The 26571-nt window shown below is 70.9% G+C and carries 19 protein-coding genes, 2 tRNA genes and 1 other RNA gene; 15 read left to right on the top strand and 7 right to left on the bottom strand.

From position 1 onward, the window contains the following. Positions 1-69 precede the first annotated feature (69 nt). The 12 genes from IT371_06335 (at position 70) to IT371_06280 (ending at position 9478) form a co-directional block, all read left to right on the top strand. A complete protein-coding gene (locus IT371_06335) occupies positions 70-1305 on the top strand; it encodes an ISNCY family transposase (protein MCC6747257.1) in 1236 nt (411 codons plus the stop codon). 177 nt (positions 1306-1482) lie between these two features. After that, a tRNA-Ser gene (locus IT371_06330) sits at positions 1483-1569 on the top strand. Between the two features lie 57 nt (positions 1570-1626). Then, positions 1627-1711: transfer RNA gene (locus IT371_06325), tRNA-Ser, on the top strand. Positions 1712-1734: 23 nt separating this feature from the next. Then, positions 1735-1829, top strand: an RNA gene (ffs, locus tag IT371_06320) — signal recognition particle sRNA small type. A gap of 55 nt (positions 1830-1884) precedes the next feature. Continuing rightward, entirely contained in the window at positions 1885-3945 is a 2061-nt protein-coding gene (gene dnaX, locus IT371_06315; protein ID MCC6747256.1) for a DNA polymerase III subunit gamma/tau, read from the top strand. Next, positions 3942-4283: a YbaB/EbfC family nucleoid-associated protein gene (locus IT371_06310; protein ID MCC6747255.1), complete on the top strand. Its 342-nt coding sequence runs from the start codon at positions 3942-3944 to the stop codon at positions 4281-4283. Before dnaX ends, IT371_06310 begins: the two co-directional genes overlap by 4 nt. 12 nt (positions 4284-4295) lie before the next feature. After that, positions 4296-4886 carry a recombination protein RecR gene (gene recR / locus IT371_06305; protein MCC6747254.1) on the top strand — a complete coding sequence of 197 codons (591 nt, stop codon included), beginning with the start codon at positions 4296-4298 and terminating at the stop codon, positions 4884-4886. A 152-nt stretch (positions 4887-5038) separates the two neighbouring features. Next, positions 5039-5299: a hypothetical protein gene (locus IT371_06300; protein MCC6747253.1), complete on the top strand. Its 261-nt coding sequence runs from the start codon at positions 5039-5041 to the stop codon at positions 5297-5299. 6 nt (positions 5300-5305) lie between these two features. Continuing rightward, positions 5306-5791, top strand: coding sequence for an acyl-CoA thioesterase (locus IT371_06295; protein MCC6747252.1), 486 nt, complete (start codon positions 5306-5308; stop codon positions 5789-5791). Continuing rightward, positions 5788-8331 carry a hypothetical protein gene (locus IT371_06290; protein ID MCC6747251.1) on the top strand — a complete coding sequence of 848 codons (2544 nt, stop codon included), beginning with the start codon at positions 5788-5790 and terminating at the stop codon, positions 8329-8331. The genes IT371_06295 and IT371_06290 overlap by 4 nt, the downstream gene beginning before the upstream one ends. A 69-nt stretch (positions 8332-8400) precedes the next feature. After that, on the top strand, positions 8401-8862 hold the full coding sequence (locus tag IT371_06285) for a roadblock/LC7 domain-containing protein (GenBank protein MCC6747250.1): 462 nt from the start codon (positions 8401-8403) through the stop codon (positions 8860-8862). Between the two features lie 28 nt (positions 8863-8890). Continuing rightward, positions 8891-9478, top strand: a complete 588-nt coding sequence (locus IT371_06280) for a gliding-motility protein MglA (GenBank protein ID MCC6747249.1) — start codon at positions 8891-8893, stop codon at positions 9476-9478. Positions 9479-9484: 6 nt separating this feature from the next. On the opposite strand, the gene IT371_06275 is transcribed toward IT371_06280, so the two are convergent. Then, entirely contained in the window at positions 9485-10768 is a 1284-nt protein-coding gene (locus tag IT371_06275; protein MCC6747248.1) for a DUF3829 domain-containing protein, read from the bottom strand. 279 nt (positions 10769-11047) lie between these two features. Here IT371_06275 and IT371_06270 point away from each other — a divergent pair, with 279 nt between their 5' ends. After that, entirely contained in the window at positions 11048-11944 is an 897-nt protein-coding gene (locus tag IT371_06270) for a hypothetical protein (GenBank protein MCC6747247.1), read from the top strand. On the opposite strand, the gene IT371_06265 is transcribed toward IT371_06270, so the two are convergent. Further along, positions 11874-13025, bottom strand: a complete 1152-nt coding sequence (locus tag IT371_06265; GenBank protein MCC6747246.1) for a phosphodiester glycosidase family protein — start codon at positions 13023-13025, stop codon at positions 11874-11876. The two genes, IT371_06270 and IT371_06265, sit on opposite strands and share 71 nt — an antisense overlap. 637 nt (positions 13026-13662) lie before the next feature. Here IT371_06265 and IT371_06260 point away from each other — a divergent pair. After that, positions 13663-14085 (top strand): hypothetical protein, encoded by a 423-nt coding sequence (locus IT371_06260; protein MCC6747245.1) that lies wholly within the window; start codon positions 13663-13665, stop codon positions 14083-14085. Positions 14086-14206: 121 nt separating this feature from the next. Here IT371_06260 and IT371_06255 read toward each other — a convergent pair whose 3' ends face one another. Then, complete coding sequence (locus IT371_06255) at positions 14207-15016, bottom strand: hypothetical protein (GenBank protein ID MCC6747244.1); 810 nt, start codon at positions 15014-15016, stop codon at positions 14207-14209. 278 nt (positions 15017-15294) lie between these two features. On the opposite strand from IT371_06255, the gene IT371_06250 reads away from it, so the two are divergent. After that, positions 15295-18753, top strand: a complete 3459-nt coding sequence (locus IT371_06250) for a hypothetical protein (GenBank protein MCC6747243.1) — start codon at positions 15295-15297, stop codon at positions 18751-18753. 12 nt (positions 18754-18765) lie between these two features. Here IT371_06250 and IT371_06245 read toward each other — a convergent pair whose 3' ends face one another. The 4 genes from IT371_06245 to IT371_06230 all read right to left on the bottom strand — a co-directional run bounded on the left by IT371_06245 (position 18766) and on the right by IT371_06230 (position 26381). Then, on the bottom strand, positions 18766-19608 hold the full coding sequence (locus IT371_06245) for a hypothetical protein (protein MCC6747242.1): 843 nt from the start codon (positions 19606-19608) through the stop codon (positions 18766-18768). 122 nt (positions 19609-19730) lie between these two features. Further along, entirely contained in the window at positions 19731-21425 is a 1695-nt protein-coding gene (locus IT371_06240) for a right-handed parallel beta-helix repeat-containing protein (GenBank protein MCC6747241.1), read from the bottom strand. Between the two features lie 82 nt (positions 21426-21507). After that, positions 21508-22359 (bottom strand): hypothetical protein, encoded by an 852-nt coding sequence (locus tag IT371_06235; protein MCC6747240.1) that lies wholly within the window; start codon positions 22357-22359, stop codon positions 21508-21510. After that, positions 22356-26381 carry a CxxxxCH/CxxCH domain-containing protein gene (locus IT371_06230; GenBank protein ID MCC6747239.1) on the bottom strand — a complete coding sequence of 1342 codons (4026 nt, stop codon included), beginning with the start codon at positions 26379-26381 and terminating at the stop codon, positions 22356-22358. Before IT371_06230 ends, IT371_06235 begins: the two co-directional genes overlap by 4 nt. Positions 26382-26571: the final 190 nt, after the last annotated feature.

The following is a 26571-nucleotide window of genomic DNA, read 5'->3' as shown; positions in this document are numbered from 1 at the left end:
TGTCGTAGGTCAGCCATAATGTCCGCCTAACGGGTCAGCAAGAATGTCCGCCCTCGTGCATACGAGGGAATGATCTTGCTGAGCAACCGAGGGTGGAGGCGGCTGCAAGCCGTGCGACGCGTCGAGCGGGGGAAGTGGACGATGGCCGAAGCGGCGCAGGCGGTGGGGGTCACGACGCGGCATATGCGGCGGATCTGCCGGGCGGTTGAGGCGCAGGGAGAGGCGGGGCTGGTGCACGGCAACTGTGGCCGGGCCGCGCCAAACCGCCGGTCGGAGGAGCAAAGGCGGCGCGTGATGGCGCTACACCGTGAGAAGTACGCGGGCTTCAACGACGCGCATTTCACGGAGAAGCTGGCAAGCGTCGAGGGGGTCAAGGTGAGCCGGTCAACGGTGCGGCGGTGGTTGCGAGCAGAAGGCATCGGCGCAGCCCGCCGTCGGCGCCCGCCGAAGCATCGGCGACGTCGGGACCGCAAGCCGCAGGCGGGGCAGATGGTGCTCTGGGACGGCAGCCGACATGACTGGCTTGAGGGCCGTGGGCCGATGCTGTGCCTGGTCGGAGCCATCGACGACGCGACGAGCGACTTCTTGCCGGGTGCGCACTTCGTCGAGCACGAGTGCAGCGTGGCCTATCTGCGGGTGCTTCGCGCCCTGGCCACCGGGCCAGGCCTACCGTGGAGCTGCTACGGTGACCGGCACAGCATCTTCCGGCGCAACGACGACGCCTGGACGCTCGAGGAGGAGCTCCGAGGGCGGCAGGACCCCACCCAGCTCGGACGCGCCCTTGAAGCCCTCGGCATCGAGCGCATCGACGCTCTGAGCCCGCAGGCGAAGGGGCGGGTCGAGCGCCTTTGGGGCACGGCGCAAGACCGATTGACCTCCGAGCTCCGCCTCGCGAACGCCTCGACGGCTGCCGAGGCGAACCTCGTGCTCGCGCGCTACCGGCCAGAGCACAACACACGCTTCGCCGTCCCCCCGTCAGAGGCGGCCTCGGCCTGGCGGCCCGTGGTGCGCAGCCTCGATCTGGACCGGCTGCTCAGCTTCTACTACGAGGCAACCGTGCAGAAGGACAATACCGTCAGGATTGCGGGACGCATCATCGACATCCCGCCTGGACCGGGTAAGCGCACCTACGCAGGGATTCGCGCCGAGGTGCGACAGCTCCTCGACGGCTCGTGGCGCATCTATCACCGAGACACGCTCATCGCTACCGCGCCTCCAAGCGACCTCGAAGAACTCGCCCCAAAGCGCGTGCGGAAACGTCCCGTGGCCAGCCGAGCATTTCGAGACGCTGTCCTCCGCCTGTAACCCAGGGGGGCGGACATTTTGGCTGAACAGTTAAGGGCGGACAGAATCGCTGACCATTGACAGAACGCAGAGCGGGCGTTGACGAGCCCCCCCTCACCGACTATGCTGCGCGCCGTTGATCGACCCCCGACGGGTCGTCCGAAGCGCGCTCCGCGCGGCGGCCCCCGGAAGAGATCGGGAGAGATGGCCGAGAGGTCGAAGGCGCCTGACTCGAAATCAGGTGTACGGCTTGCCGTACCGGGGGTTCGAATCCCTCTCTCTCCGCTACGGCAGCCGGCAGCCGGCTGTGGGAGACGCGACGCGAAGGACGACGAGCAGTCGGGAGAGATGACCGAGCGGCTGAAGGTGCACGACTGGAAATCGTGTGTACCGAAAGGTACCGGGGGTTCGAATCCCCCTCTCTCCGCCGGAGTGAGCGCACTCCAAGAGTTTATGGCCCCGGGCGACGGGATGCCTGCGAACCCCGCCAGGCCCGGAAGGGAGCAACGGTATTGGGATAACCGGGTGTCCGGGGCCCTTTCTTTCTCTCGGCGCTCCCCGCGGTAGAAAGCCGCGGGGAGCGCTGATCTCGATGTAGCCATGGCGGAGTCGGTGCAGTCGGGGGGCGCAAGCCGTGGCCAGGCCTACGTGGTGCTGGCGCGCCGCCACCGGCCCGCGCGCTTCGAGCAGGTCGTCGGGCAAGAGCACGTCACACGCACGCTGCAGAACGCGATTCGCGCGGGGCGCGTGCACCACGCCTATCTCTTCACCGGTTCGCGCGGGGTGGGCAAGACCACCGTGGCGCGCATTCTGGCGAAGGCCCTGAACTGCGAGAAGGGCCCGACTCCCGACCCGTGCGAGGCCTGCGATTCGTGCAAGCAGGCCGCCTCGGGGGCGGTGGACATCTTCGAGATCGACGGCGCGAGCCACACCGGCGTGGACGACGTGCGCGAGCTGCGCGAGAACGTGCGCTACCTGCCGGCGCGCGCGCGCAACAAGATCTACATCATCGACGAGGTGCACATGCTCTCCACGAGCGCGTTCAACGCGCTCTTGAAGACGCTGGAAGAGCCGCCGCCTCACGTCGTCTTCATCTTCGCCACCACCGAGCCGCACAAGATCCCGGCCACGATCCTCTCGCGCTGCCAGCGCTTCGACTTCAAGCGTGTGCCGGGGCCGATGCTCCTCTCGCACCTCGAACGGCTCACCGCAACCGAGGGCGTGAAGGTGGATTCCGCGGGGCTGTCGCTGATCGTGCGCGCCTCGGAAGGGAGCGTGCGCGACTCGCTGAGCCTTCTCGATCAGGTCATCGCCTACGCCGTGGGCGAGGAGACGATCGATGCGGCGAAGGTGGCCGAGCTCCTCGGGGTGACCGACCGGCGCGTACTCTTCGAGCTCTCGGCGGCGCTCCTCGCCCGCGAGGCGGATCGCGCGCTGGCGGTCGTGGACCGGCTCTTCTCCGACGGGCAAGACCTCTCGCAGTTCGCGCAGGCCTTCCTCGCGCACCTCAGGGATCTGATCGTGGTGCGCTCGTGTCGCGAGCCGCGGCCGCTGCTCGACGTGACCGAGGCCGAGCTCGAGGAGCTCGTGCGGCAGGCCAAGGGCGACGGTGCGGAGCTGCTCGAACAGCACTTCGACCGCTTCGCGCGCACGGCGCAGGAGATCGCGCGGTCCTCCTTTCCGCGCCTTCTGCTCGAGCTCGTGCTGATCGAGCTCGTCAACGCCGAGCCGCTTGTGCCGCTCGGGGACCTCCTGCAGCGCCTAGCGGACCTCGAAGCGCGCCTTGGCGGGGCAGGCCCGAGCCCCTCGTCCCCGGTGGGGGGCGCAGGGCCACGCGGCGTGACGGGTTATGGTCCGAGAGGTGCGACCGAGTCTCGTGGGTCCGCCCCCGCGCCGAGTCGTCCTGCGCCCGCCCCCGCTCCGCGTCGCGCGCAGGGTAGCTCGGTGGCGACCCCTTGGGCCCAGCGCGCCGAGGCTCTCGCGGCGAGCGCGCCTCCGGCGGAGGCGGAACCCGCGTCGGCGCCGGTCACAGCCCCGGTGCCGGTCAAAGGGCCTGCGCCGGTTGCCGCCCCCGTGCCGATCAAAGGGCCTGCGCCGGTTGCCGCGTCCCCGCCGGTTGCCGCGTCCGCGCCGGTTGCCGTGTCCGCTCCGATGGCAGTCTCCGCGTCCCCGGTGGCGCTCGTGCCGGCTCCGACGCCGGTGCGCCCGGTGCTCTCGGCCGAGGGCGGAGAGGCGCTCGCGGGCTGGCAGGCGCTGCTCCGCCAGGTCGAGGCGGCGCAGCCCGTGGCAGCGAGCGTCTACGTGGCGGGTCGGCTGCTCGCATTCGACGGGAAGAGCGTCGAGCTCGGCTACCCGCCGGGCTCCTTCGAGCTGCGGCTCGCTCAGGACCGCGACAAGCGCTCGGCCTTCGAGCAGGCCTGCCTTAAGGCCGCGGGTCGCGAGCTCGCGGTGACCGCGCGGGCGCTGAGGCCCGAGGAGGCGAGCGCCCCCGACGTCGTGGCGCAGTCGGCGCTCGAGGCCGAGGCGCGCGAGCGGGCCCGTCGCGCGGAGCAGCTTCGGGACGAAGCGCGGGGCCATCCGATCGTCCGTGCGCTCGTCGAGCGGTGCGGTGCCCAGATCGAACACATCCACGTGATCGCCGACGGAGAGCAGTCACGATGACCGACGCAGGACAGCCGAACCTGAGCCAGCTCCTTCAGACCGCCCAGCACCTGCAGCAGGAGATGCAGAGGGTGCAGCAAGAGCTCGTCCACAAGCGCGTGGACGGCTCGGCGGGCGGCGGGATGGTGGTCGCGACCGTGAACGGCCAGCTGCGGCTCGTCGCGCTGCGCATCGAGCCCGAGCTCCTCAAGCAAGAGGAGCTCGACATGCTGCAGGACCTGGTCGTGGCCGCCGTGAACCAGGGGATCCAGAAGGCGCAGGAGCTCGCGCGGGAGGAGCTCGCGCGGGTCACGGGCGGCATGCTGCCGGGGCTCGGGGGCCTGCAAGGCCTGCTCTAGGGACATCCTTTAATGGCCGATCCGCTCACGCGGCTCGTACGCGAGCTGGCCAAGCTTCCGGGGGTGGGCGAGCGCACGGCGACGCGCCTCGCGTTCCACCTTCTGCGCGCGCCGGAGAGCTACGCGGAGCAGCTGGCGCAGGCGATCCTCGAGGTGCGGCAGAAGCTCCGGCAGTGCTCGATCTGTTGCCAGCTCACCGAGCAAGATCCCTGCGCGCTGTGCGCTGACGCACGGCGGGACGCGCAGCTCGTGATGGTGGTCGCCACGCCGCAGGACCTGCTGGCCGTGGAACGGGCCGGCGGCTACCGGGGCCGCTACCACGTGCTGCACGGCCTGCTCTCGCCGCTCGACGGCGTGGGCCCCGACGAGCTCCGCATCCAGCCGCTCCTCGCGCGCGTGGCGCAGGGCGGGGTGCAGGAGGTGATCCTCGCCACGAGCCCGAACGTGGAGGGGGACGCGACGGCGCTCTACCTGTCGAAGCTGCTCAAGCCGCTCGGGCCCAAGGTGACGCGCATCGCGAGCGGCGTGCCGATCGGCGGCGAGCTCGAGTATGCCGACGGGATCACGCTGCACCGGGCGATCGAGGGCCGCCGCGAGGTCTAACAGCTTGGGGACACCCCCTCGCGCTGCGTGACCCGGGCCACGCTCGGCGCACCTCCTGCTGCACGGCGGTGGTCGGCGTGGTGAATCCGATGGAGCGGCTCCACGTCTCTTGCTAGACTCCTCGAGCGAAACCTTCTTATCAGGAGATACGCATGCGTCAGTTGCTCGTGGTGCTCGCCCTGGTCCTCGCCGGTTTCTCGCTCTCGAGCTGCCTCGTGCGGACGGGACCGGGCTACTACCACCATCAGCCGCACGGCTACCAGTCGCGCTGCCGTTCCGAGTGCGCGGCGTGGGGCTATCGCAACCGCTGCTTCCAGAGCTGCACGCTCTACCGCAACGGCTACTGCATGGTCTACGGCCAGCGCTGCAGCAACGAGCGGTACTGCGTGAACTACGCCACGCGCTGCTACTAGGTCGGCATGTCCGACGCGCCTGCCCGGACGCCCACCGACTCCCGCGTCGAGATGACTCAGATCGTCCTGCCGGGGGATACGAACGCCCTCGGCACGGCCTTCGGCGGTCGCGTGATGCAGTGGCTGGACGTCGCCGCCGCCGTGGCCGCGCGACGGCACTGCGGTGGCGTGGCGGTGACGGCCTCGATGGACAGCATGAGCTTCGTGCATCCGGTGCAGCTCGGCGACGTGCTGGTGATCTACGCCTCCGTGAACCGCGCCTGGCGCTCCTCGATGGAGATCGGCGTGCGCGTGGAAGGTGAGGGGGGCAAGGACGGCCAGCGCTTCCACGCCGCGAGCGCGTATTTGACCTTCGTGGCGGTCGACGCGCAGGGAAAGCCCCGAGTCGTGCCGCCCGTCGAGCCCGCGACCGAGGCCGAGCGACGCCGTTTCACCGAGGCCGAGCAGCGGCGCACGCAACGGCTCCAGCTCCGGCGCGACCTCGGACGATGAGGCGGGCCGGGGCGACCGCGGCGTGGTTCGCGCTGCTCGCGGCCTGCGCCCCCTCCGCGACCGTCAAGCCCTCCGCCCCGGTGACCGAGGCGCCACCGACGGAGACCTCGGGCGAGGACCCCTGTCCCGAGCCGCCGGAGAGCGACGGTTCCAGCGCCGAGGTGAGGCAACTCGCCCGCGTGCTGCGCGAGGCGCGCGCCAACTTCCTCACCCGCGTCGAGGGCCGGGAGGGGCTGCTCGCGACCTTCTATCCGCCGCAGCTCGCGTTGCTCGAGGCGGTGGTCGCCGCGCCGACCGCGGCGCGGGAGCAGGCGTCGGGCTGGCTGAGCGCGAACCTCGGGCGGGCGCTGGTGGAGCTCCGGAGCCCCGTGCCCCTCCCCGAGCTCGACGGAGACCTCTCCGAGGTGGCGCTCGTCGAAGGGGGACGGAGGCGCCACGCACCGCTCTACCTCACGCGGCGCCAGGAGTCGGCGAGCTTCGTCTACCGCCTGGTCTTCGAGCCCCCCGCGGAGGGAGAGGAGCAGGATCTCTTTCGCGTCGAGCTCCGGCTGGGGGCGCCGGACCGCGTGGCCGTCGCGCGCTGGGGCGTCTCGCCGCACAACCTCGAGGCGCTCGAAGAGCTGCCGATCCTCTTCGGGCTGACGCGGCTGCAGGAGCTGAAGGACGCGCGCCGGCTGGCGCTGCGCGGCGAGGAGGGCGCCGCGCGGGCCGCGATCGGCGAGCTCGCGCGCTGCGCGCCGGATCTGCCGCACCTCGTAGCCTTCAGCCAGGCGCTCTCCAAGGGCAGTCCCGCGTCGCCGCGAAAGGGTGCCGCGTTCCCGGCGACGCAGCCGACGCAAGACGACGCGGGGGGGCTCAAACCCTGGCTCGGAAAATTGCGGGCGCTCCTCGCGGTCCTCGCTCCAGCCGCACGTCGCGGGTTGCTCGAGCAGTCGCCTCTCGCGGCGGCACGGGCGGCCCTCCTTCGCGCGGAGGGGGCGCTCGAGCGCAAGGCGACGCTCGAGGCGCAGCAGGCGCTCTTTCGGGCCGAACGAGAGCTGAACAAGGGGCTGCGGCAGGCGCTGTCGCCGCTCTCGTCGGTCGGCAAGGCGGGGTCCGGTCCGGCGGCGGCTCTGGCGGGGGCGCGCGAGGCGGCCGGGGCGTCGGACGCGGAGACCCGTGCCGCGCTCGAGGAGCGGCTTCGCGTGGCGGCGCTCGGACTCGTGCCGCGCTGGGTGGAGGGACACGCCCGTTTCACCGAGGAGGAGCGTCGCGAGCTGCGGCCGGTCCTCACGGGGCGCCTTCAGGATGGCTCGGAGGTGGTGGCCAAGCTCGGCCAGCGGCTGGGCTCGGGGTGGCTGCACCTCGGCCTGCCTCCCGTCGCGTACCAGACGCGCTTCGCGGACCACGGGGCGGACTACTGGGGGACGCGCGTGGGGCAGGCCAGGGACGCCGAAGGGCTTCGCGCGGTGGCCGAGGAGGTGCTGGAGCGCGAACGGCGGGGGCCCTCGGCTCGCGCGGCCTCGCTGGCGTGGCTCGGCTGGCACGAACGGCAGCCGTCCGCGGCGCTCGCGGGGGCGCGCGGGGAGAGAGACTCCCGGAGCGCGGTGACGCGCGGCGCGGCGCTGGGCCTCCTCGGGCTGCGGGGCAGCGCCTCGGACCGGGCCCAGGTGCGGGGCGCGCTGCGCGATCCGGCGCCGGAGGTGGCGGACGCCGCGCTCTCGGCGCTCCTCGCCGTGGGCGACGGGGAGGCGCTGCGGCTCGTGCGGGCCTGGCTCTCCGCAGACGAGGCGACGAAGCAGCTGCGGGCGCTCACGCTGCTCGGTCGCGGCGATGCGAAGGTGACCGCGCTGCGCGCCGAGCTCGGTCGGCTGGTGCGCGGGGCGGCGACCGCGCCGGGCCTGATCGCGCCCCTCGTCGCCGCGCTCGGCCGTGGGGCGCCGCGCGCGCTCCTCGCGCTCTACGAGGAGGTTCCCGCGCTGCAGGCCGCGCTCGTGGCCGGGGCATCGGGATCCGCGTTCGTGCCCCTCTTCGAGCGGGCGCTCGGGGCCGAGGACGCCGCGCTCCGCCGGCAGGCCGTGGCCCAGCTCGCCGGGTTGCCGAAGCCGCCGCGTTCTCGGCTGGAGGCGGCGCTGGCGGACAGAGCGGCGTCGGTCCGTCTGGCCGCGCACGTCGGGCTCGCGCGCCTCGGCCGGACCGCGTCGCTGCTCGCGCTCGGCGAGGGAGCGCGCGGGAGCTGTCCCGACCGTGCGGTGGTCTTGCCGGTCCTCGCTCGCTCGCTCGACGCGGGCTCTCGACGGAAGCTCCTCCTCGACGCGCTGGCGAGCGGTTGCACGACCCTGCAACCGCTCGTCTGGACGCTCGTCCTGCGGCATCAGGCCGAGGATCCCGCGCTCCTGCGGGCCGCGCTCTCGCGTCCCGAGCGCACGCTGCGGGTCCACGCGGCGCTCGCCGTGCTTCAGCTCCGTCGGGCCGCCGAGTGGGACCTGCGCGTGCACCGGGCCGAAACGTGGGCTCCCGCAGACGGAGAGAGAAGGCTTGAGCCTGCGGAAAGAAACTGATATTCAAGGCTGCAGGTCAAATCGCGCGTCTCACCTCAAGGAGCGGTCGGCGTGAACCAAGACATGGTCATGTACGAGGACGAGTTTCGGCAGATCCAAGGGGTCTGTACGCGACTCCACCGCGATTCCAACGCCAAGGCCGTGCTGCTGATCGACAAGAACGGCCAGATGATCGCGGACGCTGGCGACACGTCGCAGCTCGACACGACGTCCCTCTCGTCGCTGACGGCGGGCAACGTGGCGGCCACGGGCGGTATCGCGAAGCTGCTCAAGGAGAAGGAGTTCACCGGGCAGTTTCACGAAGGGGAACACACCAACGTGCACATCTCGCTCGTCGCGCAGCGGGTGATCCTCGTGATCCTTTTCGACGAACGTTCGTCCCTGGGTCTCGTGCGCCTGCGCGTGCGCAAGGCCGGCGAGGAGCTGACCAAGATCTTCGACTCACTGATGGCCAAGGTGAATCAACCGACGGCTCCGTCGATCTTCTCCGAGATCACCGACGAGGACATCGACAACCTCTTCAAGGACTAGCTCGATTCGCCACTGGTGCGGGTGATAGATGTCGTTCATCAACTACTCCTCGCGGGAGATCAACTGCAAGATCGTCTACTACGGGCCTGGCCTGTGTGGAAAGACGACCAACTTGCAGTACATTTACGCGCGCACCAATCCCGAGGCCAAGGGCAAGATGATCTCCCTGGCCACCGAGACGGAGCGCACGCTCTTCTTCGACTTCCTGCCCCTCTCGCTCGGTGAGATTCGCGGGTTCAAGACGCGCTTCCACCTCTACACGGTGCCGGGGCAGGTCTTCTACGACGCGAGCCGCAAGCTGATCCTGAAGGGGGTGGACGGCGTGGTCTACGTCGGGGACTCCCAGGTCGAGCGCATGGAGGCGAACATCGAGAGCCTCGACAACCTGCGCCACAACCTGCTCGAGCAGGGCTACGACCTGGACAAGCTCCCCTACTGCGTCCAGTACAACAAGCGCGACCTGCCGAACGTGGTCCCCGTGGCGGAGCTGCGCGAGGTGCTGAACCCGACCAACGTGCCCGACTTCGAGGCCGTGGCCACGACGGGCTTTGGCGTCTTCGACACGCTCAAGGCCGTCGCCAAACTGGTTCTCACCGAGCTCAAGCGCGGTCGTTAGCCTCTCTCACGGTTTCTCCGCCGGCGGCGGGAAGCGCACCCGGTCCACGTTGCTGAGCAGGCGTTTCGCGTAGTACTCGACGCGCAGCACGCTCCCCCGCACGAGCCAGCCCGACCCGCTCGCCAGCCAGCCGCGCTCGGTGCGGTCGTAGGGCTTGCCGCTCTGGCGACGCTTGCGGAGTTCGCGCAGCGCCTTGAGGTACTCGCTCGCGTTGCTCTGGTAGAAAGTGAGGAGGTGGACGTTCGAGCTCGCCTGCCCGGCCTGGTCCACGGCGCGGCTGAGCGCCTCGAGCGAGGCGGCGTAGCGGTCGATCGCCGCGAAGAGCTGCTCGTTCGTCGGCCGCGGCGCCCCCCCGGGCGGCCTGAGCAGAGGGAGCACGGCGTGCGCATCGAGCGCGCTTCGCAGAAAGAGTGCGCGTAGCCCCTTGCCGTGCTCGCGTTCGACGAGGCCGAGGAAGCGCTCCTCGAGGGCCCAGTACTCGCGCTCGACCACGCGGTCGAGGACGGTGTCCGCGGCGCTGAACTTGGCAAAGAGCGCCATCAGCCGCGCGTGGCGGTCGCGCCCCTTCTTGCAGCTGTCGTCTTCGTAGTCCTTCTGGTCGTAGTAGCGGTCGAGCTCCTTGAGCAGCGGGTCCAGCTCGCGGAGCGTGGCGATCCAGGTGGGCGTGGTCTGGTCGAGCTCGGGGAGGGCCGGGGGCTTCCCCTGCACCTTGCCGAGCTCGTCGAGGCAGTGTGCGATGGGGTTCAGGGCGTACAGGCCGTGGACGGTGCCCTTGCAGGTGGGGCCGGCCTCGACGTTCTTCACCCAGCCGAGGTAGCGCCGGCGCGAATCGAGCACGCGGTCGCTGTGGTCGGCGACGCAGCTCCGATACGGGACGAGCTTGGTTCGGAGCGCCTGGTCCACCTCGGGCTCCTTCTCGCGCAGCGGGTCGTCGCTGGCGAGGCGCCGGATGAGCCGGCTCGTGTCCGCCACGCGCGAGCCGATGAGCTCGGTCACGCGGCGGCCGGCGCTGCGGGTGAGGATCACGATGCCGAGGGCCAGGACCACCCAGCCGAGCGCGAAGACGATCAGGAAGCGGCTGCCGCGCTTGCGGACCTGCCCGAGCGTCTGCCGCACGCGTTCGGCCTGCTCCTCGGGAGTGGGCTGCGTGGTGGGCGGCGGCGGCGCCTGCGGCGCGACGTAGATCGTGTTCTTCGCCTCGTAGCCGCAGTAGGTGCAGCGCACGGTGGGCTGCTGGGCAAGCGGCGTCAGCGGGCCGGCGCAGTTCGGGCACTTGATCGTCTTGGCCATGCTCGCCTCGGACGCGAAGAGACCGGCATCTTACCTCAGGCGGGGGGCGTGGAGCGGGTCGCGGAGGGCGTGGAGCGGGTCGCAGGGGGCCTACCTTCGTGGCCACCGGGACGGCTGGAGTGGCCGGCCGCGCGTGGTGGGCACCGCGCGGGCCTCGTCCGATTTCACGCACTTGCCGGCGAGTGCGCGCTGCCGAACGGCCGCTGCTGCCGGCACGTGCATTGCTTTATCCCCAGATGGGCCTCGTGCGTCCGGAGACCGGAAGGGGAAGGAGCCTGCATGCGCCGAGCAGCTATCGTCCGCTCGCGGGGAGTTCGGGTCTGTGCAGTGCTCGCGGCGCTGGCCTCGGGCTGCGGGGAGAAGGACGTGGAGACGCGCTGCGCCGAGCAGGCCGCGCTCGAGCGGGCGCAGGGCGCGATGGGCGATCCGGCCGCCGTGGAGCGCTGCACCCTCGAGGCGCAGGGTCTCGGCGTGCGACGCATCTCGGGCGGGGACGACGAGCAGCCGAGCGACTGCTGGGGGGGCTGGCTGGGCTGGAATCCGTTCACCAAGAAGTGCAACTTCCTCGGGCGACTGTTCCAGAAGGCTCCCGCGCCGAGCCGGGTCTATTCCCTGGCCGAGCTCGAGCAGGACCGGGGCGCGCAGCAGCTCGCGCGCGTCGGCGACCTCCTCTATTTCATCGAGAAGGGGCGTGTCTTTCAGCAAGCCGCCTCCGACTCTGCCGCCCTCGGGACCTACGTGAAGGACTCCTGGGGGGTGCGGGCCGTGCTGGCCTACGCGGACCATCTCGTGGCGGTGCAGGACGACGGGGACATCTACCTGTGGGCCGCCGAGAAGCAGCAGTGGGTCGACATCGGGAACAGCGCGGTGAAGGTGTTCTCCGTGCGCGGGGACCTCGTCGCGCAGACCACGAAGAAGCAGCTCTGGGTCTACAAGGGGCAGCCCGGTGACATCGTGATCACCTACATGCCTATGGTCCAGCGCGTCGGGGACGTGACCATCGTGACCCTCATCCCGCTCGTCAACGGACACGAAGTGGCTTTCTCCGACAGCGGGCTGCGCGACGTGGTGGCGGTCGCGCCTGCTGCGGGAGACGACCTGACGATCACCTTCGCGAATGGCACGACGCGCCTCTACAGCGCGGTGCGCGCGAGGTTTCCAGTGGGCGCCGAGTAGTGGCCTGAGCCCGCCTCCCTGCGCGACCGAGCAGGAGCAGCGCTGCGAGCGCCGCGAGGATGCCCGGCCCGCTCGCCGAGCCGCCGCCGGTGGCACAGCTCCCGTTCATGCGTGACGGGTCCTTCGCCGTGGCCCCCGCGTCCGAAGCCCAGGGGTTGCCGCCTCCGTCGGCGAGCGAGGGCTGCGTGCCGTCGCTGGTCGCGGAGGACGAGCCGCCTCCGCCGTCCCTCGGGCTCGTCGGCGCGCCCGCATCGGTGGCGGGTCCCGCGTCCTGCCTCGGCGCCTGGGTCCCGTCGTGCAGCACGGCCAGGTGGTTCGCCACCGCGCGTTCGCCGGACTCGCCGGTCGGCCGCTGGTTGACGAGCTGGCCACCGATCACCATGCCCGTGCTGCCGCCACCGTCGAAGCAGACAGCGTCGTGCGCGCCGAGCTCCTGCAGCAGCACGGCGAGCTGGTTCAGGCTCATCCCGCTGACCGGAGCGCGCCGGCCCTCCACCACCACGAGGATCAGCTTCGAGCCCGTCGCGTCGAGCCCCGCGGCCGTGCGCGGGTGGTCCGTCGTGCAGAACGCGCCGCAGCTCTTGTCCTTGGCCACCGTTTGCGTCACCTGCCCACCCGCCACGAGGCCGCCGTTCACGCCGCCCACCACATTCTTCCAGCTCGGGTCGAGGGGGACCGCCTTGCCGGTCGTATCCACCTGGCACTGCTTGCTCGCCGTGCAGGCGAGGAACGAGGCGTAGCTGTCGTCCGCGCTCTTGGGCCAGTGCACGCCGTCCCCCACGGCGAGGCCGTTCGGCACGAAGCCCGCAGCGTAGAAGTCGCCGTTCACGGAGACCGCGGCGCCCACCTTCTTCGCGAAGACGGTCGGGACGAGGCCCTTCTCGTCGGGTTTGGTCGCGCGCACGGTGATGCCCGGGTGCGACAGATCGATGATCGCGGCGTGGATCTCCTTCGGCTCGCTGGTGCTGCGGTGCAGGTAGCGGATGCCTGGATACGGGTCGGTCCAGACGTCGCCGGCGCGCGCACGGCCGCTGCCGAAACCGAACACGAGCAGGGGCAGTGCGAGAACCGAGGCACGCATGCGGCGCGACCATACCAAGGACCGAGCGGCGCGACCAAGGCCCGAGCGGCGCGAGCGGCGGAGGAGGCCCGCCGCGATTGGGGGGGAAAGGTTACCCCGCTGGAGGATCCACCCCCAGGCGAGGACGGGTCGCCCCGCCGAACCAAGCCCACGGCGTCCGTCGCTGCCTCGTGATTCCGCGCATCTGACGCGATGCGGCTCCGACGGCGCGCGTGGAACGGTTCCTGCTCTGTCAGGGGGTTCCGAACGCGGAGGAGCCCACCGGTCGTCACGCAGCGTGGCGGCCCTAGCCATAGGAGAGTGAATGCAGCGAGTAAGGAGGCTGGCCAGAATTACTTGTGCATCCTCGCGGCCGATCCATCCCGGCTGGCTGCGTTGCGCGTCGGTTACATACCGACGAGTATGCGCCCTCCTCGCGCCTGGCCAGTCGGGCGCCTCGACCACGATCCCTGCACGAGTAGTTCTGGCCAGCCTCCTGACTTTCCGGGCGGTCGGTTTCGGTCTCGTTCTCGGAGCAGCGCTGGCGAGCCCGGCCCATGCCGCGGATGGCGGCAAGTCGCGAGATGGCGGGGTCCGGCGCGACGGAGGTGCGAGCGGGGCGTGCGCGAACCTCACCAAGGGCTGCTGCACGGGAGCGGTGCTCACCTACTGCGCGCAGGGGACGCAGAAGACGCGCACCTGCAGCGGCTCCACGCCGAAGTGCGGCTGGAGCAAGAAGCAGGGGCGCTACACCTGCGGCACGGTCGAGGACGCCGATCCGGCGGGGACGTTCCCTCGCGAATGCTCGACGGGCGCGCCGACCGTGGACGGGGGCGTGGGCCCGGCGCCCACGGCGGACGCGAGCGCGGGCCCGGTGGTGGATGCGCAGATCTTTCCGTCGGACGCCTCGCTCGTGACCTCCGACGCGGGTCCGGAGGGCGCGGCGGCCGACCCGACCACGAGCGGCGAGGGGGACGGCAAGGGCGGCTGCAACGTGGCGTCGGGACCGGTGCGCTGGCCCGCGCTGGCGCTGTTGCTCCTCGCGCTGGCGGGCGTAACGCGGAGAACGCGGCGCGAGTGAGGGTCGCCGCGTGAGGGTCGCCAAGTGAGGGTCGCCGCGTGAGGGTTGCTGCGTGAGGGGCGAGTTCGGAAGGGCGGGGGTAGCGAGGCGGGAGCGACGGAGAGGAGCTTTCGACCGTTAGTTACGGCAGGGTCACCGTGGTCTGCCCGATCTCCTTGCCGTCGGCGTCCACCACCTTCAGCTTGTAGGCGCCGCCCTTCAGCCCCTTCAGGCTCACCGACAGGTCGTAGTTGCACATGCAGAGCGCCTTCTCGGTGGAGGTCACCACCTCGCGGACCGTGATCGTGTCGCCGGAGAGCTCGGCGTCCATGCGGAGCTTGTCGGCGCAGTTGTAGCGCGCGTCCTCGTGGCGCACGATCACCTCGCCGTCCTTCTGCTCGGTCTTCAGGCCGGCGCCGAAGGAGTCGCTCTTCGTCTCGGCCTTGCACGCGCTCTGGTAGGTCGCGCCCACCGCGGGGACCTGCTCGCCGACCAGAGCCGTGGTCTTGGCGGCCGACTTGCCCTCGGCGTCGATGAGCTCGAGGTCGTAGTGCCCCTTCGGGAGCCCCGAGACCTCGGCGCTGAGGTCGAAGTTGCACATGCAGCGCGCCGTCTCCGTCGGGTTCAGGATGATCTCCTCCACGCGAATCGTGTGCCCGTTCACGGTGACCTTCAGGTCCAGCTTGGCGGCGCAGTTGTAGCGCGCGTCGGTGTGCGCGATGACCAGCTTGTCGCCGCGGGGCTCGGCCTTGAACGCGCCGAAGGCCAGTCCTCCCGTGTCCGACTTCGACTCGGTCTTGCACGCGCTCTGCAGGGCCTTGCCCACCGTGACTCCGGGGCCCGGATTAGGGCCCGGGTTGCCGTCGGTCCCGCAGGCCGCGAGGCCGGTCAGGCTCAGGGTCAGGCCGAGGAGCAGGTTGGTCATGCGGTTCGTCTTCTGGGTCTTCTTCATGTTCATCCCTCCGTCTGACGGGGGATAGAGCAACCCCGGTGCCAAGGCCGAACGCACAATATTAACAAATAAATACAGCCATATATAGATTTCCCCCCCGGATTGCGCCACGGCCTGTGTTGCCTGTCGGATTCGCTTGACCCACGACGTAAACGTAAAGATACAAGTCCCCCGCAGCGTTCGTTGGCCACGAACTTGCTCTGGTGGCCGCTCGGTCCCGCGCCGCAAGTCTGGCAGCGGCGGCGCACGACCCGGACGGTTCACCGAGGTTGCATCGCATGTCCTGTCGTCATCGAGGTCCCTCTCCCCGCTTTTCCAAAATACTGCTCGCCCTTGGCGCCGCGCTCTCGGCGGCCTGCCCCGGCGAAGGGGGCTTTCGCCAGGAGAGCGGCTTTCCCTGGTCGGACGCGAGCCCCGCGGACGGGCCCATCGTTTTCGGTGACGGTGGCCGCCGCGACCTGCCCACAGCCGGCGACGGTCGCGGGCCGGATGCTCCTCCCTCCGTGCCGCCGCCCGCGCCCCCGGCCGGGCTCGGCCTCGAGCCCCAGGCCGCCCGCGTCGAGCCCGAGCAGCCCTTCGTGCTGAAGACCCGTCACCACTGGGCCGCGGGGGCGGACCAGCTCGCGCTCGCCGGACTCTGGATCGATCGCACCGCCCCGGCCGCCGCGCACGCCTACTTCTCGGCGCACGGCCAGGTGAAGAAGCAGGGGAGCTCCTGGGTCCAGCACGGGATGCGCTTCACGGGGGCGAAGGAGGTCTGCGGCCTGACCCCCGAGCCGCGGCACTGCTACAAGAACTACCTCTGGGACGTGGGAGGGCACGCCGTGGGCGCGGGCGCGTGGCTCTACTTCAACCACGATGAGACGCTCGCCGACACTACGGCACCCACGGCCAACAGCATCGGGCGGTATCGCGCGAAGGCCGTGCGCGCGCTGGACGCCACGACGCTCGAGGTGGAGTGGGAGGTGGTGCTCGGGAAGTTCTTCCTCGAGCGCGACCTGCTCGTCTTCATCGGGCACCAGGATGCGGCCGGCGCCTCGCTCTACACCGAGAACCGCCCCTACTGGCACGAGGTGGGACACCTGCGCGTCGCGGCCTCGAGGCCCTCGCTCGAGCTCGTGGAGGACTTCGAGGAGCCCGCGCTCACCGGGTGGACCCAGACCGGCAAGGACAGCCTGGCGCTCGTCACGAAGGAGCGCTTCTTCACCGGCAAGCAGGCTGTGCGCCTCGAGAGCGTGGCTGCTGCGAAGGGGCAGCGGCTGCTCGAGCGGGACCTGGGCCGCGACCGGCAGGGCGTCGTGACGGCCTACTTCTACGACGACCTCACGACGCAAGGGGCGGCCTATTTCCACCTCGCCGTCTCGAACCTGCCCGGGGACAAGTGGAACGATCCCTCCGCGCGTACGCTGGCCCTCGCGGTGAAGCCCGACGTCTCGGCGGGCAGCTACGTCTATCGCGCGCGGGTCGAGGACGCCGCGGGGCGGGCCAAGCAGGACCCCGCCAACCAGTGGATGAACACCGGCATCCAGCGCACACTCGGCTGGCACAAGGTGGTCTTCTGGGTCACCGACGTGGGCGCGTGGGCCGAGCTCGACGACGAGACGCGGGGGATCACTCCTTACAACCTGGCTTCGCTCAGCGCCGAGCCCTACGCGACAGGCCGCCGGCAGCCCATCGACCCGGAGCTGACGCGCTTTCGCTACGTGCGCTTCGGCGTGAACGACGGAGCGCGGCTGACCGTGGATCGCCTGCACGTAGAAGCGCTCCCGTTGCCGCCCGAGCTCGCGCAGGCGGCGGGCACCGCGCGCTGGAACCTGCGCTTTGGCCACCTCTGGCTCGACAGCTACGAGGAGATCGGCATGTTCGGCAACCTCGAGCGCTGGACGCAGACACACGTCGCACACTACCAGGGGACCACACCGCGAAGCTGGTGGTGGCTGATCCTGGTCGACCTCGCGCAGGCGCACTACGCACGCCACGCCGCCACGGGGCTCCCCTTCGACCGCGACCAGGGAAACAAGGTCTGGCGCTACCTGCTCGCCAACCATGGCGCCTGGGACGACGCCTACAGCGGGAGCACGCACGCCTCGGTCTCGGGGACGACCTACATCAAGATGGCCGAGCTCGCGTGGGACGCCATGCCCGACGAGCTGCGCACGGAGACCTGGCGCAAGCTCGCGGCGCACTTCGACTGGTTCACCTCGGCCGACCCACCGCTGCTCGACGCGCACGTCGGGGACTCCTCGGGGGAGGACTTCGCCTGGGGCCCGCTCTACGGACTCGCCGCCGCGTCGAAGCTCTTCGCGAGCTATCCGAACGCGGGGCGCTGGCTCACCGGGGCACGGGCCATGGGGATGCGCGTCTTCTCGCACGACGCGAACGAGGCCTGCGCCGCGTGCACGGGGGGCAAGGTCGGCATCCAGACGGTCTACGCCCCCAAGACAGAGGTGAAGGACTGCGCCGCCTCGGTGGACCCGACGGCGCGCAGCCAGAGCTGCCTCTGCCCAGGGGACCGCGGCGTGCTCCCCGCGAACCACGACTTCTCGTACCTCTTCGACAACCACGACTACCACCCGCACCCGGGCTACGCGCTCGGCGCGCTGGCGGGGCTCATCGGCACGATCAACTTCTACGTGCTCCACGGCGTGACCACGATCCCGACCGAGTTCTTCCACAACCTGGCGAACGTCTGGTACCGGCACCGCGAGTACCTCGACTATCGCGCTGGGCTCTTCAAGGGCGCCGAGATCTACCGCCTGCGCGAGAAGTGGCGCTGCGACGGCGATCCCTCGAGCACGCCGTGCGGCGCGGGCGGGAGCTGCGCGAGCGGCCTGACCTGCAAGGCGGGGCGCTGCGTGAGCCTCTACTACGTGGACCGCGGCCCCTACGATCAGGTGCAGGAGAACAGCTTCCGCCAGACGGGGCGCGACGACTGGGGGGCGGGCCCGGGGATGAGCCCGAACTACTACCTCTCGCTCCGCCGGAGCCTGGCCGCGCAGGGGGACGCGACGGGCACGGTCTTTCAGGGGCTCGACCTCGTGGCGCGCGCCACGCAAGACAAGTTCTACAAGGCCTACGACCGCATCGACCGGCCGGTCCCCACGAACCTCTACTTCAGCGCCGACAAGGACCTCTATTGCGACTTCCAGGCGCCGCACTGCCTCGTGGCGCCGACGAGCCAGCTCTACGTCGCGAACCGACTGAACGCGCGGCACACCTTCGTGATCAACGAGGCCACGAAGAACCTGCCGCTCGCCTACTGCGAGGAGCCGCTGGTGAAGGAGCGGGTCTGGGAGGGGAGCGGCTTCGCGGTCGTCTGCGACACGACGACGAAGAACGCGGGGGGCGGCGCGCTACGCCTCTCGAGCGCCACGCCCTCGAACGCGGAGGCCTACTCCACGCTCCTCCCCGTCGAGGGGGGGCGCAGCTATCGGGTGAGCTACCAGGTGCGCACCGCCGGGCTCGTGCAGCTCTCGGCGCAGCTCGTCGGCCGGCTGGTTCCGGCGCAGTACGGTGCGGCGGCCAAGGAGAGCGGCGCGGTGGACGCGGACCGGCTGGACAGCGGCTTTTCCCTCGGGGCGAACGCGAGCGGCACGACGGGATGGGTGCCGCAGAGCTACACCTTCACCACGCAGGCGGGGACGCGCTTCGTACGGCTGCGGGCCTTTCTGGGCGGGATGGGGACGGCGACCGGCACGGCCTGGTTCGACGCCGTCAGCCTGACCCGCGTGCCGTAGGGCTTTCCGCGGTCAGTGCACGCAGTTGAAGGTCGTGTCCTTCGTCAGGTAGCCGAGGCTGCCGCCGGCGAAGTCGACCCGCGCTCGGACCCGTACGGCGGTGCCGCACGAGAACTTCACCGGTACGCTCTGGGTGCTGCGCTGATGCACGTAGTCCACAGAGGCCTTCTGTCCGGCCTTCACGGCGCCGGTGAACGTGCCCTGGGCCTTGAGCGCCAGCGGGTGGACGGTGGTGTTGCCCGTCTTGGCATCCACGATGGCCGCGTCGGTCACCGACAGGCCCGTCACGTCGGATTTCCCGTTGCCGTTGTCGTAGGCGATGGTGAGCGAGGCCATGGTGCGATCGCCGCCGCCGGGGCCGGGCATGAGGTCGGCGTAGACGGAGACCGTGGAGATCTGCGCCTGAAAGCTCCCCGCGGCCGGGCAGGTGCCCTTCGAGCCGTCGGGGTTCGTGCAGCCGAGGCCCGAGGGGCAGCCGGGCTTCGTGCAGCAGTAGGCGGGGGCGAACCCCGGGAGGCACTTGCCCGTCGCGCAGAGCAGCCCCTGCGAGCAATCGCAGTCCACCTTGCACCCGCCCGGCCCGCCGCCGTCCGCGCGGCGCGCATCGGGACCGGTCCCATCGGTGCGGGAGAGGTCGGCCTTCGGCCCGCCGTCGCTCGTCGTCGTGCCGTCCCCCGCGCGACCGTCTCCGACCGTCCCGTCCCCTCCGGCCTGCCCATCGCCGCGCGCGCCGTCGGTGAAGGTCATGTCGCTCGCCGCCGCGTCCGTGACGAGGCCCCCGTCGCTCACGGCGCGGTTCTCGCTACAGGCCCCGAGGGCCAGGGCTAGTCCAAGGAACAGAGCTCGTCGTTGCATGGAGACTCCTGCGGGAGTGGACAGCGTGGTTCGCGCCGGAGAAACGCGAATCTCCCCTCCAATATTCCATCGGGCGCGCCGGAACAAGTCCCTAGCGCGTGCACCTTGCCCGTGCGGGGCCCTCAGGGCTGGTGGACCCCGAGAGCGGTCGCGCTCGCCGGCCGTGGCGCGCACCAGAGATCCCGCGGCATCTCGGCCTGCGCCAGGCCCTTGCCGACCGCCGGAGAGCCCGCCTGGAGCTTGAAGCCCTCCGCCGGGCCGCCCAGCACGGGGCTGACGAAGCGCGGGTCCCCGGCGAGGCTCGTGGGCTCGACGAAGCCCGCCGGCACGCCCCCCGGGTAGAGGTTGTGCGACAGGCTCCACGCCGCCGGGTTGCCGAGCGAGAAGGTGGTGCCGTCCTTGCCCGCGAAGAAGATGTTGTTCTGCGCGCGGCAGCCCGAGGGGGCCGTGGCCCCGCTCCCCACCTTCGAGAAGTTCAGCGCCGGGCCGAGCGTGTCCTTGATGACGTTATAGAGGATGCGTACGTTTTGGTACGTGTTCTGCGCCGCGCCGTTGGCCCCGTCCCACCAGAAGCCGATCCCCTTGCCGGTGCCGACGATCACGTTGTTCGCGATCAGCACGTCGGTCGCGAGCGTGGCCTGGTGGTCTCCGCTCTCCACGGCGAGGTTGATCCCCACGGCGCGTTGCCCGTTGTCCTTCCGGTCGTACTTGGCGGTGGTCGTATAGAGGTAATTCCCCTCGAGGACCAGGTGCTGCGACCGGTCGGAGTAGAGGTTCACGCTATAGCAGTCGTGGATGCGGTTGTTCCGCGCCACGCCGCCGTCCAGCATGATGAAGTCCAGGCACTCGCCCCAGGCGTCGTGAAAGTGGTTGTTGACGAACTGGATGTTCTTGCTGAGCGTCCCGTTCGCGCGCTGGTAGGTCGAGACCATCGCCGGCCAGCCGCCGCTGCCGCCGCCTCCCTGGTTGGCGAGCGCGCCGTTGTAGACCTCGTTCCCGTCGAAGACGAGGTCCGAGCCGCCCCCGCCGAGCGCGCGGTACGAGACGTCGTGCACCGTGCAGCGTCGGACCGTCACGTGGTCCGATTCGTAGACCGAGATGCCGCGTCCCGTGGAGTTCGCGACCTCGAAGCCGTCCACGATCACGTGGCTCGAGTAGTCCACCCGCAGGACGCCGTCCGACTCGATGAGGCCGAGCCCGCTGCCGTCGAGCAGGGGCTTCTCCCCCGGCGCGGCCATCACGACGATGGGAGCGCTCGCGCTGCCCGTGGCCGTGACGGTGTGCTTCTTCCCCTTGTAGGTGCCGCCGTGCACGAGGATCGTGCCGCCGGCCTTCACCAGCTTCGCCGCCGCGGTGAGCGTGGCGAAGGGCTTGTCCGCCGCGCCGGTGCCGGTGGCGTCGTTGCCCGAGACAGCCACGTGCAGCGTGACCCCCGAGTTGCCCGGGGCCGCGGGGGGAGTCGGCGTGCAGCGGCCGGTGGGAGGTGCGCCGTCGGCCGAGCGGGCGTCGCGCGTCCCGCCATCGCGCGTCCGTCCATCGCGCGTCCCGGCATCGCGCGCTCGCCCGTCGCGGGTCCTCCCGTCCGCGAGGGGCGTCGCACCGTCGCGGCCCTGCGCGCCGTCTCCCGCGGCAGACCCGCCGTCCCCCACGAGCAGGCCGTCGGAGCCGCCCGAGCCATCGGTCGCTCTCGCGCCATCGGTGGCGCCGTCCTGCGCTCCCGCGTCGCCGAGGCCCGTGCGCGGCGTGCTGTCGCAGCCGACGAGGGTCCAGACGAGCAGCAGGCCACCCAGGCATTTCATCGGTCGCGGGTGCCACATGCGATCGATTCTACACCGAGGCCGGGAGCCTTCCGAGGCCGAGAGCTTTCGGGCCCGTGGCGCGCTCGTCGCGGGCGACGCGTCACGGCTTCTTCGCCGGTAGCCAGGCGGTGGTGCCGTGGCAGGTTTCGCAGGCCGTGGAGAAGCCCGGCGCCCGGTGATCGGGGTCGATCCCCCGCGTGCGATCCGCGTCGTGACAGCCGACGCAGGTCTTCGGGACGGGTACGCGCGCGTGGCAGTCGAGGCAGGTGCGCGGCGCGTGACCGCCGGTGAGCGGGAACTTCGCCGTGTGGTTGTTCCGCGAGTAGCTCCATCCGGCGGCGAGGTGGCAATTCTCGCAGAGCGTGGGAAACCCGTCCTGCAGGTGGTTCGGGGTCTTCGGGCGCGCGCGGTCCTTCTCGTGGCAGCCCACGCATTGGGCCGGGGTCGGCGCGGGCGGCTGGTGGCAATCGGCGCAGGCCACCCCCGAATGGCGCCCGGTGAGCGGGAACTTGCGGTGGTCCACGGCCGGCTTCCAGCCGGTCGGGAAGTGGCAGGTCTCGCAGAGCGTCGGGAAGCCCGCGGCGAGGTGGCTCGGGTCCTTCGGGCGCGCGCGGTCCTTCTCGTGGCAGCCGGCGCAGGCGATGGGCACGGGCTTCGTCGCGTGGCAGGCCTTGCACTCCAGCTTGCCGTGGCGGCCGACGAGCGGCAGGTCGGCGTGCGCGAACTTGGCCGGCTTCCAGGCCTCCTGCGTGTGGCAGTCGAGGCAGGTGGTCGGGAAATCGCTCGCCCCGTGATTTGGAAAGAACGCTCGCTTTCGGTTCTCGGCGTGACAGGTGAGGCAGGGGTCGGCCGGGTGCACCGCGCGGCTGCCTCCGTCGCAGGCCGAGGCGAGCAGGAGCAACGTCGTGACGGGAGCCGCGAAGCGAGCGGGAGCCATGCGGTGCGAGGTCACCAGGTCTGGTTCTTGTGGCAGGTGGTGGTGCAGAGCCGCGTGCTCGCGTTGTAGGTCCCCGAAGGCATCGAGACCTCCTTCCGGCCGTTCACGTGAAGCGTCGCGCTGATGATCTGCTTGCTCGCGTTCACGACCGTGGCGTGGCACTCCCAGCACTTGATCCGCTTGTCCACGATGTGCTTGTGATGGTCCCCGCTCATGGACCTCTCCGTCGCCACCGTCTCGTCGTCGTGACAGGGGGCGCACGCGCTCGACAGCGTCCCGGTCCAGGTCGCGCTGCCGTTCGTGCGACCGTCGCCGTGGCAGTAGACGTTGCTGCAGACGTGGCTCTGCGCGTTGTAGGCGCTCCCCGCGGCGAGTCCGCCGAAGACGAGCTCCGCCGGGCTCGGGTCTACGTGCCCTGCCGTCATCGCGTCGGTCGGCTTGCGATGGCAGAGCGCGCAGTCCCAGGCCACGTGGGTCGCCGAGGCCGTGAGGTGCCGGGTGTGCGCTCCCACGCCCGGGACGCTCTTCAGCGTCTGGCCGCTCACTGACGCGGGGGGGGCGCCGGTCCGGTTGTCCGTGCCGCCGTGGCAGAAGATGCAGTTGGTCTTCCAGTTCGCGTGGCAGCTATTGCAGCTCGTCCCCGCGGCGCCGTCCAGGCTCGTGCCGTGGCAGCTCGCGGTGGCGCAGCTCGCGGGGTTCGCGAAGTAGTCGGGGCCGTGCACGTTGCCTTCCTTGTACCCCGCCGGGTGCGAGCTCTGCGACTCCACCTTGCCGTTCACGTGCAGGAGCGGCGCGATGATCTTGCGCGCCGCGTCCACCACCTGGCCGTGGCAGACCGAGCACGCGCCGTTGGCCGGGTGATTCTGCGTCGGCGGGAGTCCGTGGCAGGTCCCGCACGCGGCCTGGGTGCCGTCCACCTTGGTCCAGGTGGGGGCGGTGATCGTTCCCGCGGAGAGCGTGGCTCCGTGGCAGTACGTCCCGGCGCAGGTGACGCCGTTCCAGACGGGATTCGCGCCCTGCGTCTTCGACAGCGCCGAGAAGACGAGCTCCGCGGGGAGCGCGCTGTCGTTGTGCCCCGGCGACGAGACGGCCGGTGGTACGACGTGGCAGTCGCTACAGAGCATCGGGGCCCGCCAGGTGGAGGAGCCGAGGTGCGCCTGGTGCGCGCCCACGGAGCGGTCGGTCGTCGCGGTCTGTCCGTTCGTCCCCTTCGGCGGCGCGGAGTTCGTGGCGCCGCCGTGGCAGGTGTTGCACTGCAGGTTCACGACCTCGACCTGGCCGTTGAGGTGCAGGTTCGGCGCGATGATGGCGCGCGCGGCGTTCACCACCTGACCGTGGCAGGAGGAGCAGGCGGAGTTCTGCGGATGCGTTCCACCGGGGGGCAGGCCGTGGCAGGCCCCGCACGCGGCCTGCGTGCCGTCCACCTTGGTCCAGCTCGGGGCGGTGACCGTGCCGCCGTTCATCGTGCCGCCGTGGCAGTACGAGCCCGCGCAGGTCACCCCGTTCCAGACCGGATTCGCGCCGCCGTGCCTCGCGAGCCCGGCGAAGGTCACCTCCGCGGGGAGGGGCGTATCGCTGTGTCCGGCGGCCGCGGAGCTCGTCGGCACCACGTGGCAGTCGGCGCACTGGAGCGGGGCCCGCCAGGTGGAGGTGCGCAGGTGCGACTGGTGCGCGCCCACGCCGCGGGCGCTCGTGGCCGTCTCGCCCGTGGTGCTCACCGGCGGGGCCGCGTTCGCCGCCCCTCCGTGGCAGCTATTGCACTGCATGGTCGTGACCTCGACGAGGCCGTTCAGGTGCAGGTTGGGAGCGATGATCCGGCGGTTCGCGTCCACCACCATGCCGTGGCAGGTGGAGCAGGCCGGGTTTGCCGGATGCGAGCCGCCGGGGGGCATGCCGTGGCAGGAGCCGCACGCGCTCTGCGTGCCGTCCACCTTGGTCCAGACCGGCGACGTCGCGGTTCCACCGGTCATCGTGCCGCCGTGGCAATACGAGCCGGCGCAGGTCGTGCCGTTCCAGACGGGCTGGGCCCCCTTCGCCACGGCGAGCGCGGTGAAGACCACCTCGGCCGGCAGCGGCGAGTCCGTGTGGCCCGGATCGGTGCTGTTCTTCGGGACCGCGTGGCAGTGCGTGCATTGCACCGGGTTGTGCCACGAGGACGACGCCAGGTGCTTCTGGTGGGCGCCGACGCTCTTGTCCGTGGTGGCGGTCTGCCCGCTCGACCCTACGGGAGGCGCGGCGTTGGCGGCCCCGCCGTGGCAGCTGTTGCACTGCAGGGCGATGACTTCTACGTGACCATTGATATGGAGGTTGGGCGCGATGATCTTCTGGTTCGCGTCCACCACCTGCCCGTGGCAGGTGGAACAGTTCTTCCCGGGCGGGTGCGTCCCTCCCGGGGGCATGCCGTGGCAGGAATCGCACTTGGCCTGCGTGCCGTCCACCTTGGTCCAGACGGGCGCGACGGCCGTGCCGCCGTTCAGCGTCGCGCCGTGGCAATACGAGCCGGCGCAGGTGGTGCCGTTCCAGACCGGATTCGAGCCGCCCGTCCGCACGAGCGCGGAGAAGATCACCTCGGCCGGGAGCGGCGAATCCACGTGCCCGGGGGCCTTCTCCGTCTTCGGCACGAGGTGGCAGTCCAGGCACTCGACCTGGCGATGCCAGGTGGAGGTGCTGAGGTGCTGCGCGTGCGCTCCGACGGCGCGGTCGCTCGTCGCGGTCTGCCCGGTCGTCCCGACGGGGGGCGCCTCGCTCTGGTCCTTCACGCCGTGGCAGGTGGTGCAGGCGGGGGTGACCGTCTCGACCGTGCCGTTCAGGTGCAGGTTCGGCGCGATGATCTTGTTCTTCGCGTCCACCACCTTCGCGTGGCACGAGGAGCAGCTCGCGCTCTGCGGGTGCGTGCCGCCGGGGGGCATGCCGTGGCACGAGTCGCACTTGCCTTGCGAGCCGTCCACCTTGGTCCAGATCGGGGAGGTGGCCTTGCCCCCCGAGGTCTTGCCGCCGTGGCAGTAGGTGTTCGCGCAGCTCGTGCCGTCCCAGGTGGGGTCCTTCCCCTCGACGGTGGCGAGCGGCGAGAAGACGAGCTCGGCGGGGAGCGGGCTGTCCACGTGCCCCGGGTCCTCGAGCGCCGTCGGCACGCGGTGGCAATCCTCGCACTGCACCTTCACGTGCCAGTCGTTCGGGCCGAGGTGCTTCGCGTGCGCGCCGACCCCGCGTTCGCTCGCCGCCGTGCCGCCGCCCACGCTCTTCGGCGGCGCGGGGTCCACGAGCGGATCGGCGCACCCGCCGGCGGCCGTTCCCGAGGCTGTCCCGTGGCAGCTGCAGCACCCGGTGGCGACCGTCTCCACCTTTCCATTGAGGTGCAGGTGCGGCGCGGCGATCTGGTTCTTCTCGTCCACTACCGCCGAGTGACACATGTGGCAGTTCGTGCTCGAGGGGTGGTTCTGCGTGGGGGGCATGCCGTGACACGCGCCGCACTGACTCGCGGTGCCGTCCACGGTGGTCCAGCTCGGCGCGGTGAGCGTCCCGCCGGACATCGTGCCGCCGTGGCAGTAGGTGTTCGAGCAGGTGACGCCGTTCCATTCGGGCCTGGCCTGCTTGCTCTGCGCGAGGGCCGAGAAGGTCACCTCCGCGGGCAGCGGCGAATCCACGTGACGGGGGTCGCCGGTCTCCTTGGGGACCTTGTGGCAATCGTCGCAGCGCATCGCCGCGCGCCACGTCGAGGGGGCGAGGTGCTCCTGGTGTGCGCCGACGCCGCGCTGGCTCGTCGAGGAGGAGCTCCCCGACACGGGGACGGGGGGCGCCGCGTTCAGCGCGCTCCCGTGGCAGAGCGCGCAGCCCACCCCGAGGTCGGGGGAGACGCGCGCGTCGCCGATGCGGCCGTCTCCTCGCCCGCCGTCTCCGGGACCGCCGTCGGCGCCGCCCCCCGCGGGACCGCTGCACGCGCCGAGGGCGAGCGCAAAGGCGAGCGCGAAGGCCCCGCGCGTCGCGAAGGCCCGGGGCCTCCCGCAGTGCCGCAGCGTAGCTTCGCCGTTCCTCAGCAACGCGATCGTCTCACGCAGCAATGTGCCTCTGGATAGACCTTGGCGGGAGTGATAACGCACGAGCCGTTCCAGCTTTGAGCCTCGCAAAAGACGAATCATCCTGCGAGAAGCGCCCCCGAGCGCGGGCGCCGGGCCCACGAAGCGACGGGTCTCGGTGGGACAACTCCCACCAGCTCCGGGGTGCCTGGCC

It is taken from the genome of Deltaproteobacteria bacterium, from assembly GCA_020848905.1.
GTDB lineage: Bacteria > Myxococcota_A > Polyangia.
Note: the sequence above shows the minus strand (reverse complement) of the source record. Positions and strands in the feature narration are given on the sequence as shown.

What these genes read in the sequence shown, in the direction of transcription:
- IT371_06335 (MCC6747257.1), top strand. Translation starts at nt 70, where the DNA reads ATGATCTTGCTGAGCAACCGAGGGTGGAGGCGGCTGCAAGCCGTGCGA.
- dnaX (MCC6747256.1), top strand. Translation starts at nt 1,885, where the DNA reads ATGGCGGAGTCGGTGCAGTCGGGGGGCGCAAGCCGTGGCCAGGCCTAC.
- IT371_06310 (MCC6747255.1), top strand. Translation starts at nt 3,942, where the DNA reads ATGACCGACGCAGGACAGCCGAACCTGAGCCAGCTCCTTCAGACCGCC.
- recR (MCC6747254.1), top strand. Translation starts at nt 4,296, where the DNA reads ATGGCCGATCCGCTCACGCGGCTCGTACGCGAGCTGGCCAAGCTTCCG.
- IT371_06300 (MCC6747253.1), top strand. Translation starts at nt 5,039, where the DNA reads ATGCGTCAGTTGCTCGTGGTGCTCGCCCTGGTCCTCGCCGGTTTCTCG.
- IT371_06295 (MCC6747252.1), top strand. Translation starts at nt 5,306, where the DNA reads ATGTCCGACGCGCCTGCCCGGACGCCCACCGACTCCCGCGTCGAGATG.
- IT371_06290 (MCC6747251.1), top strand. Translation starts at nt 5,788, where the DNA reads ATGAGGCGGGCCGGGGCGACCGCGGCGTGGTTCGCGCTGCTCGCGGCC.
- IT371_06285 (MCC6747250.1), top strand. Translation starts at nt 8,401, where the DNA reads ATGTACGAGGACGAGTTTCGGCAGATCCAAGGGGTCTGTACGCGACTC.
- IT371_06280 (MCC6747249.1), top strand. Translation starts at nt 8,891, where the DNA reads ATGTCGTTCATCAACTACTCCTCGCGGGAGATCAACTGCAAGATCGTC.
- IT371_06275 (MCC6747248.1), bottom strand. Translation starts at nt 10,768, where the DNA reads ATGGCCAAGACGATCAAGTGCCCGAACTGCGCCGGCCCGCTGACGCCG.
- IT371_06270 (MCC6747247.1), top strand. Translation starts at nt 11,048, where the DNA reads ATGCGCCGAGCAGCTATCGTCCGCTCGCGGGGAGTTCGGGTCTGTGCA.
- IT371_06265 (MCC6747246.1), bottom strand. Translation starts at nt 13,025, where the DNA reads ATGCGTGCCTCGGTTCTCGCACTGCCCCTGCTCGTGTTCGGTTTCGGC.
- IT371_06255 (MCC6747244.1), bottom strand. Translation starts at nt 15,016, where the DNA reads ATGAAGAAGACCCAGAAGACGAACCGCATGACCAACCTGCTCCTCGGC.
- IT371_06250 (MCC6747243.1), top strand. Translation starts at nt 15,295, where the DNA reads ATGTCCTGTCGTCATCGAGGTCCCTCTCCCCGCTTTTCCAAAATACTG.
- IT371_06245 (MCC6747242.1), bottom strand. Translation starts at nt 19,608, where the DNA reads ATGCAACGACGAGCTCTGTTCCTTGGACTAGCCCTGGCCCTCGGGGCC.
- IT371_06240 (MCC6747241.1), bottom strand. Translation starts at nt 21,425, where the DNA reads ATGTGGCACCCGCGACCGATGAAATGCCTGGGTGGCCTGCTGCTCGTC.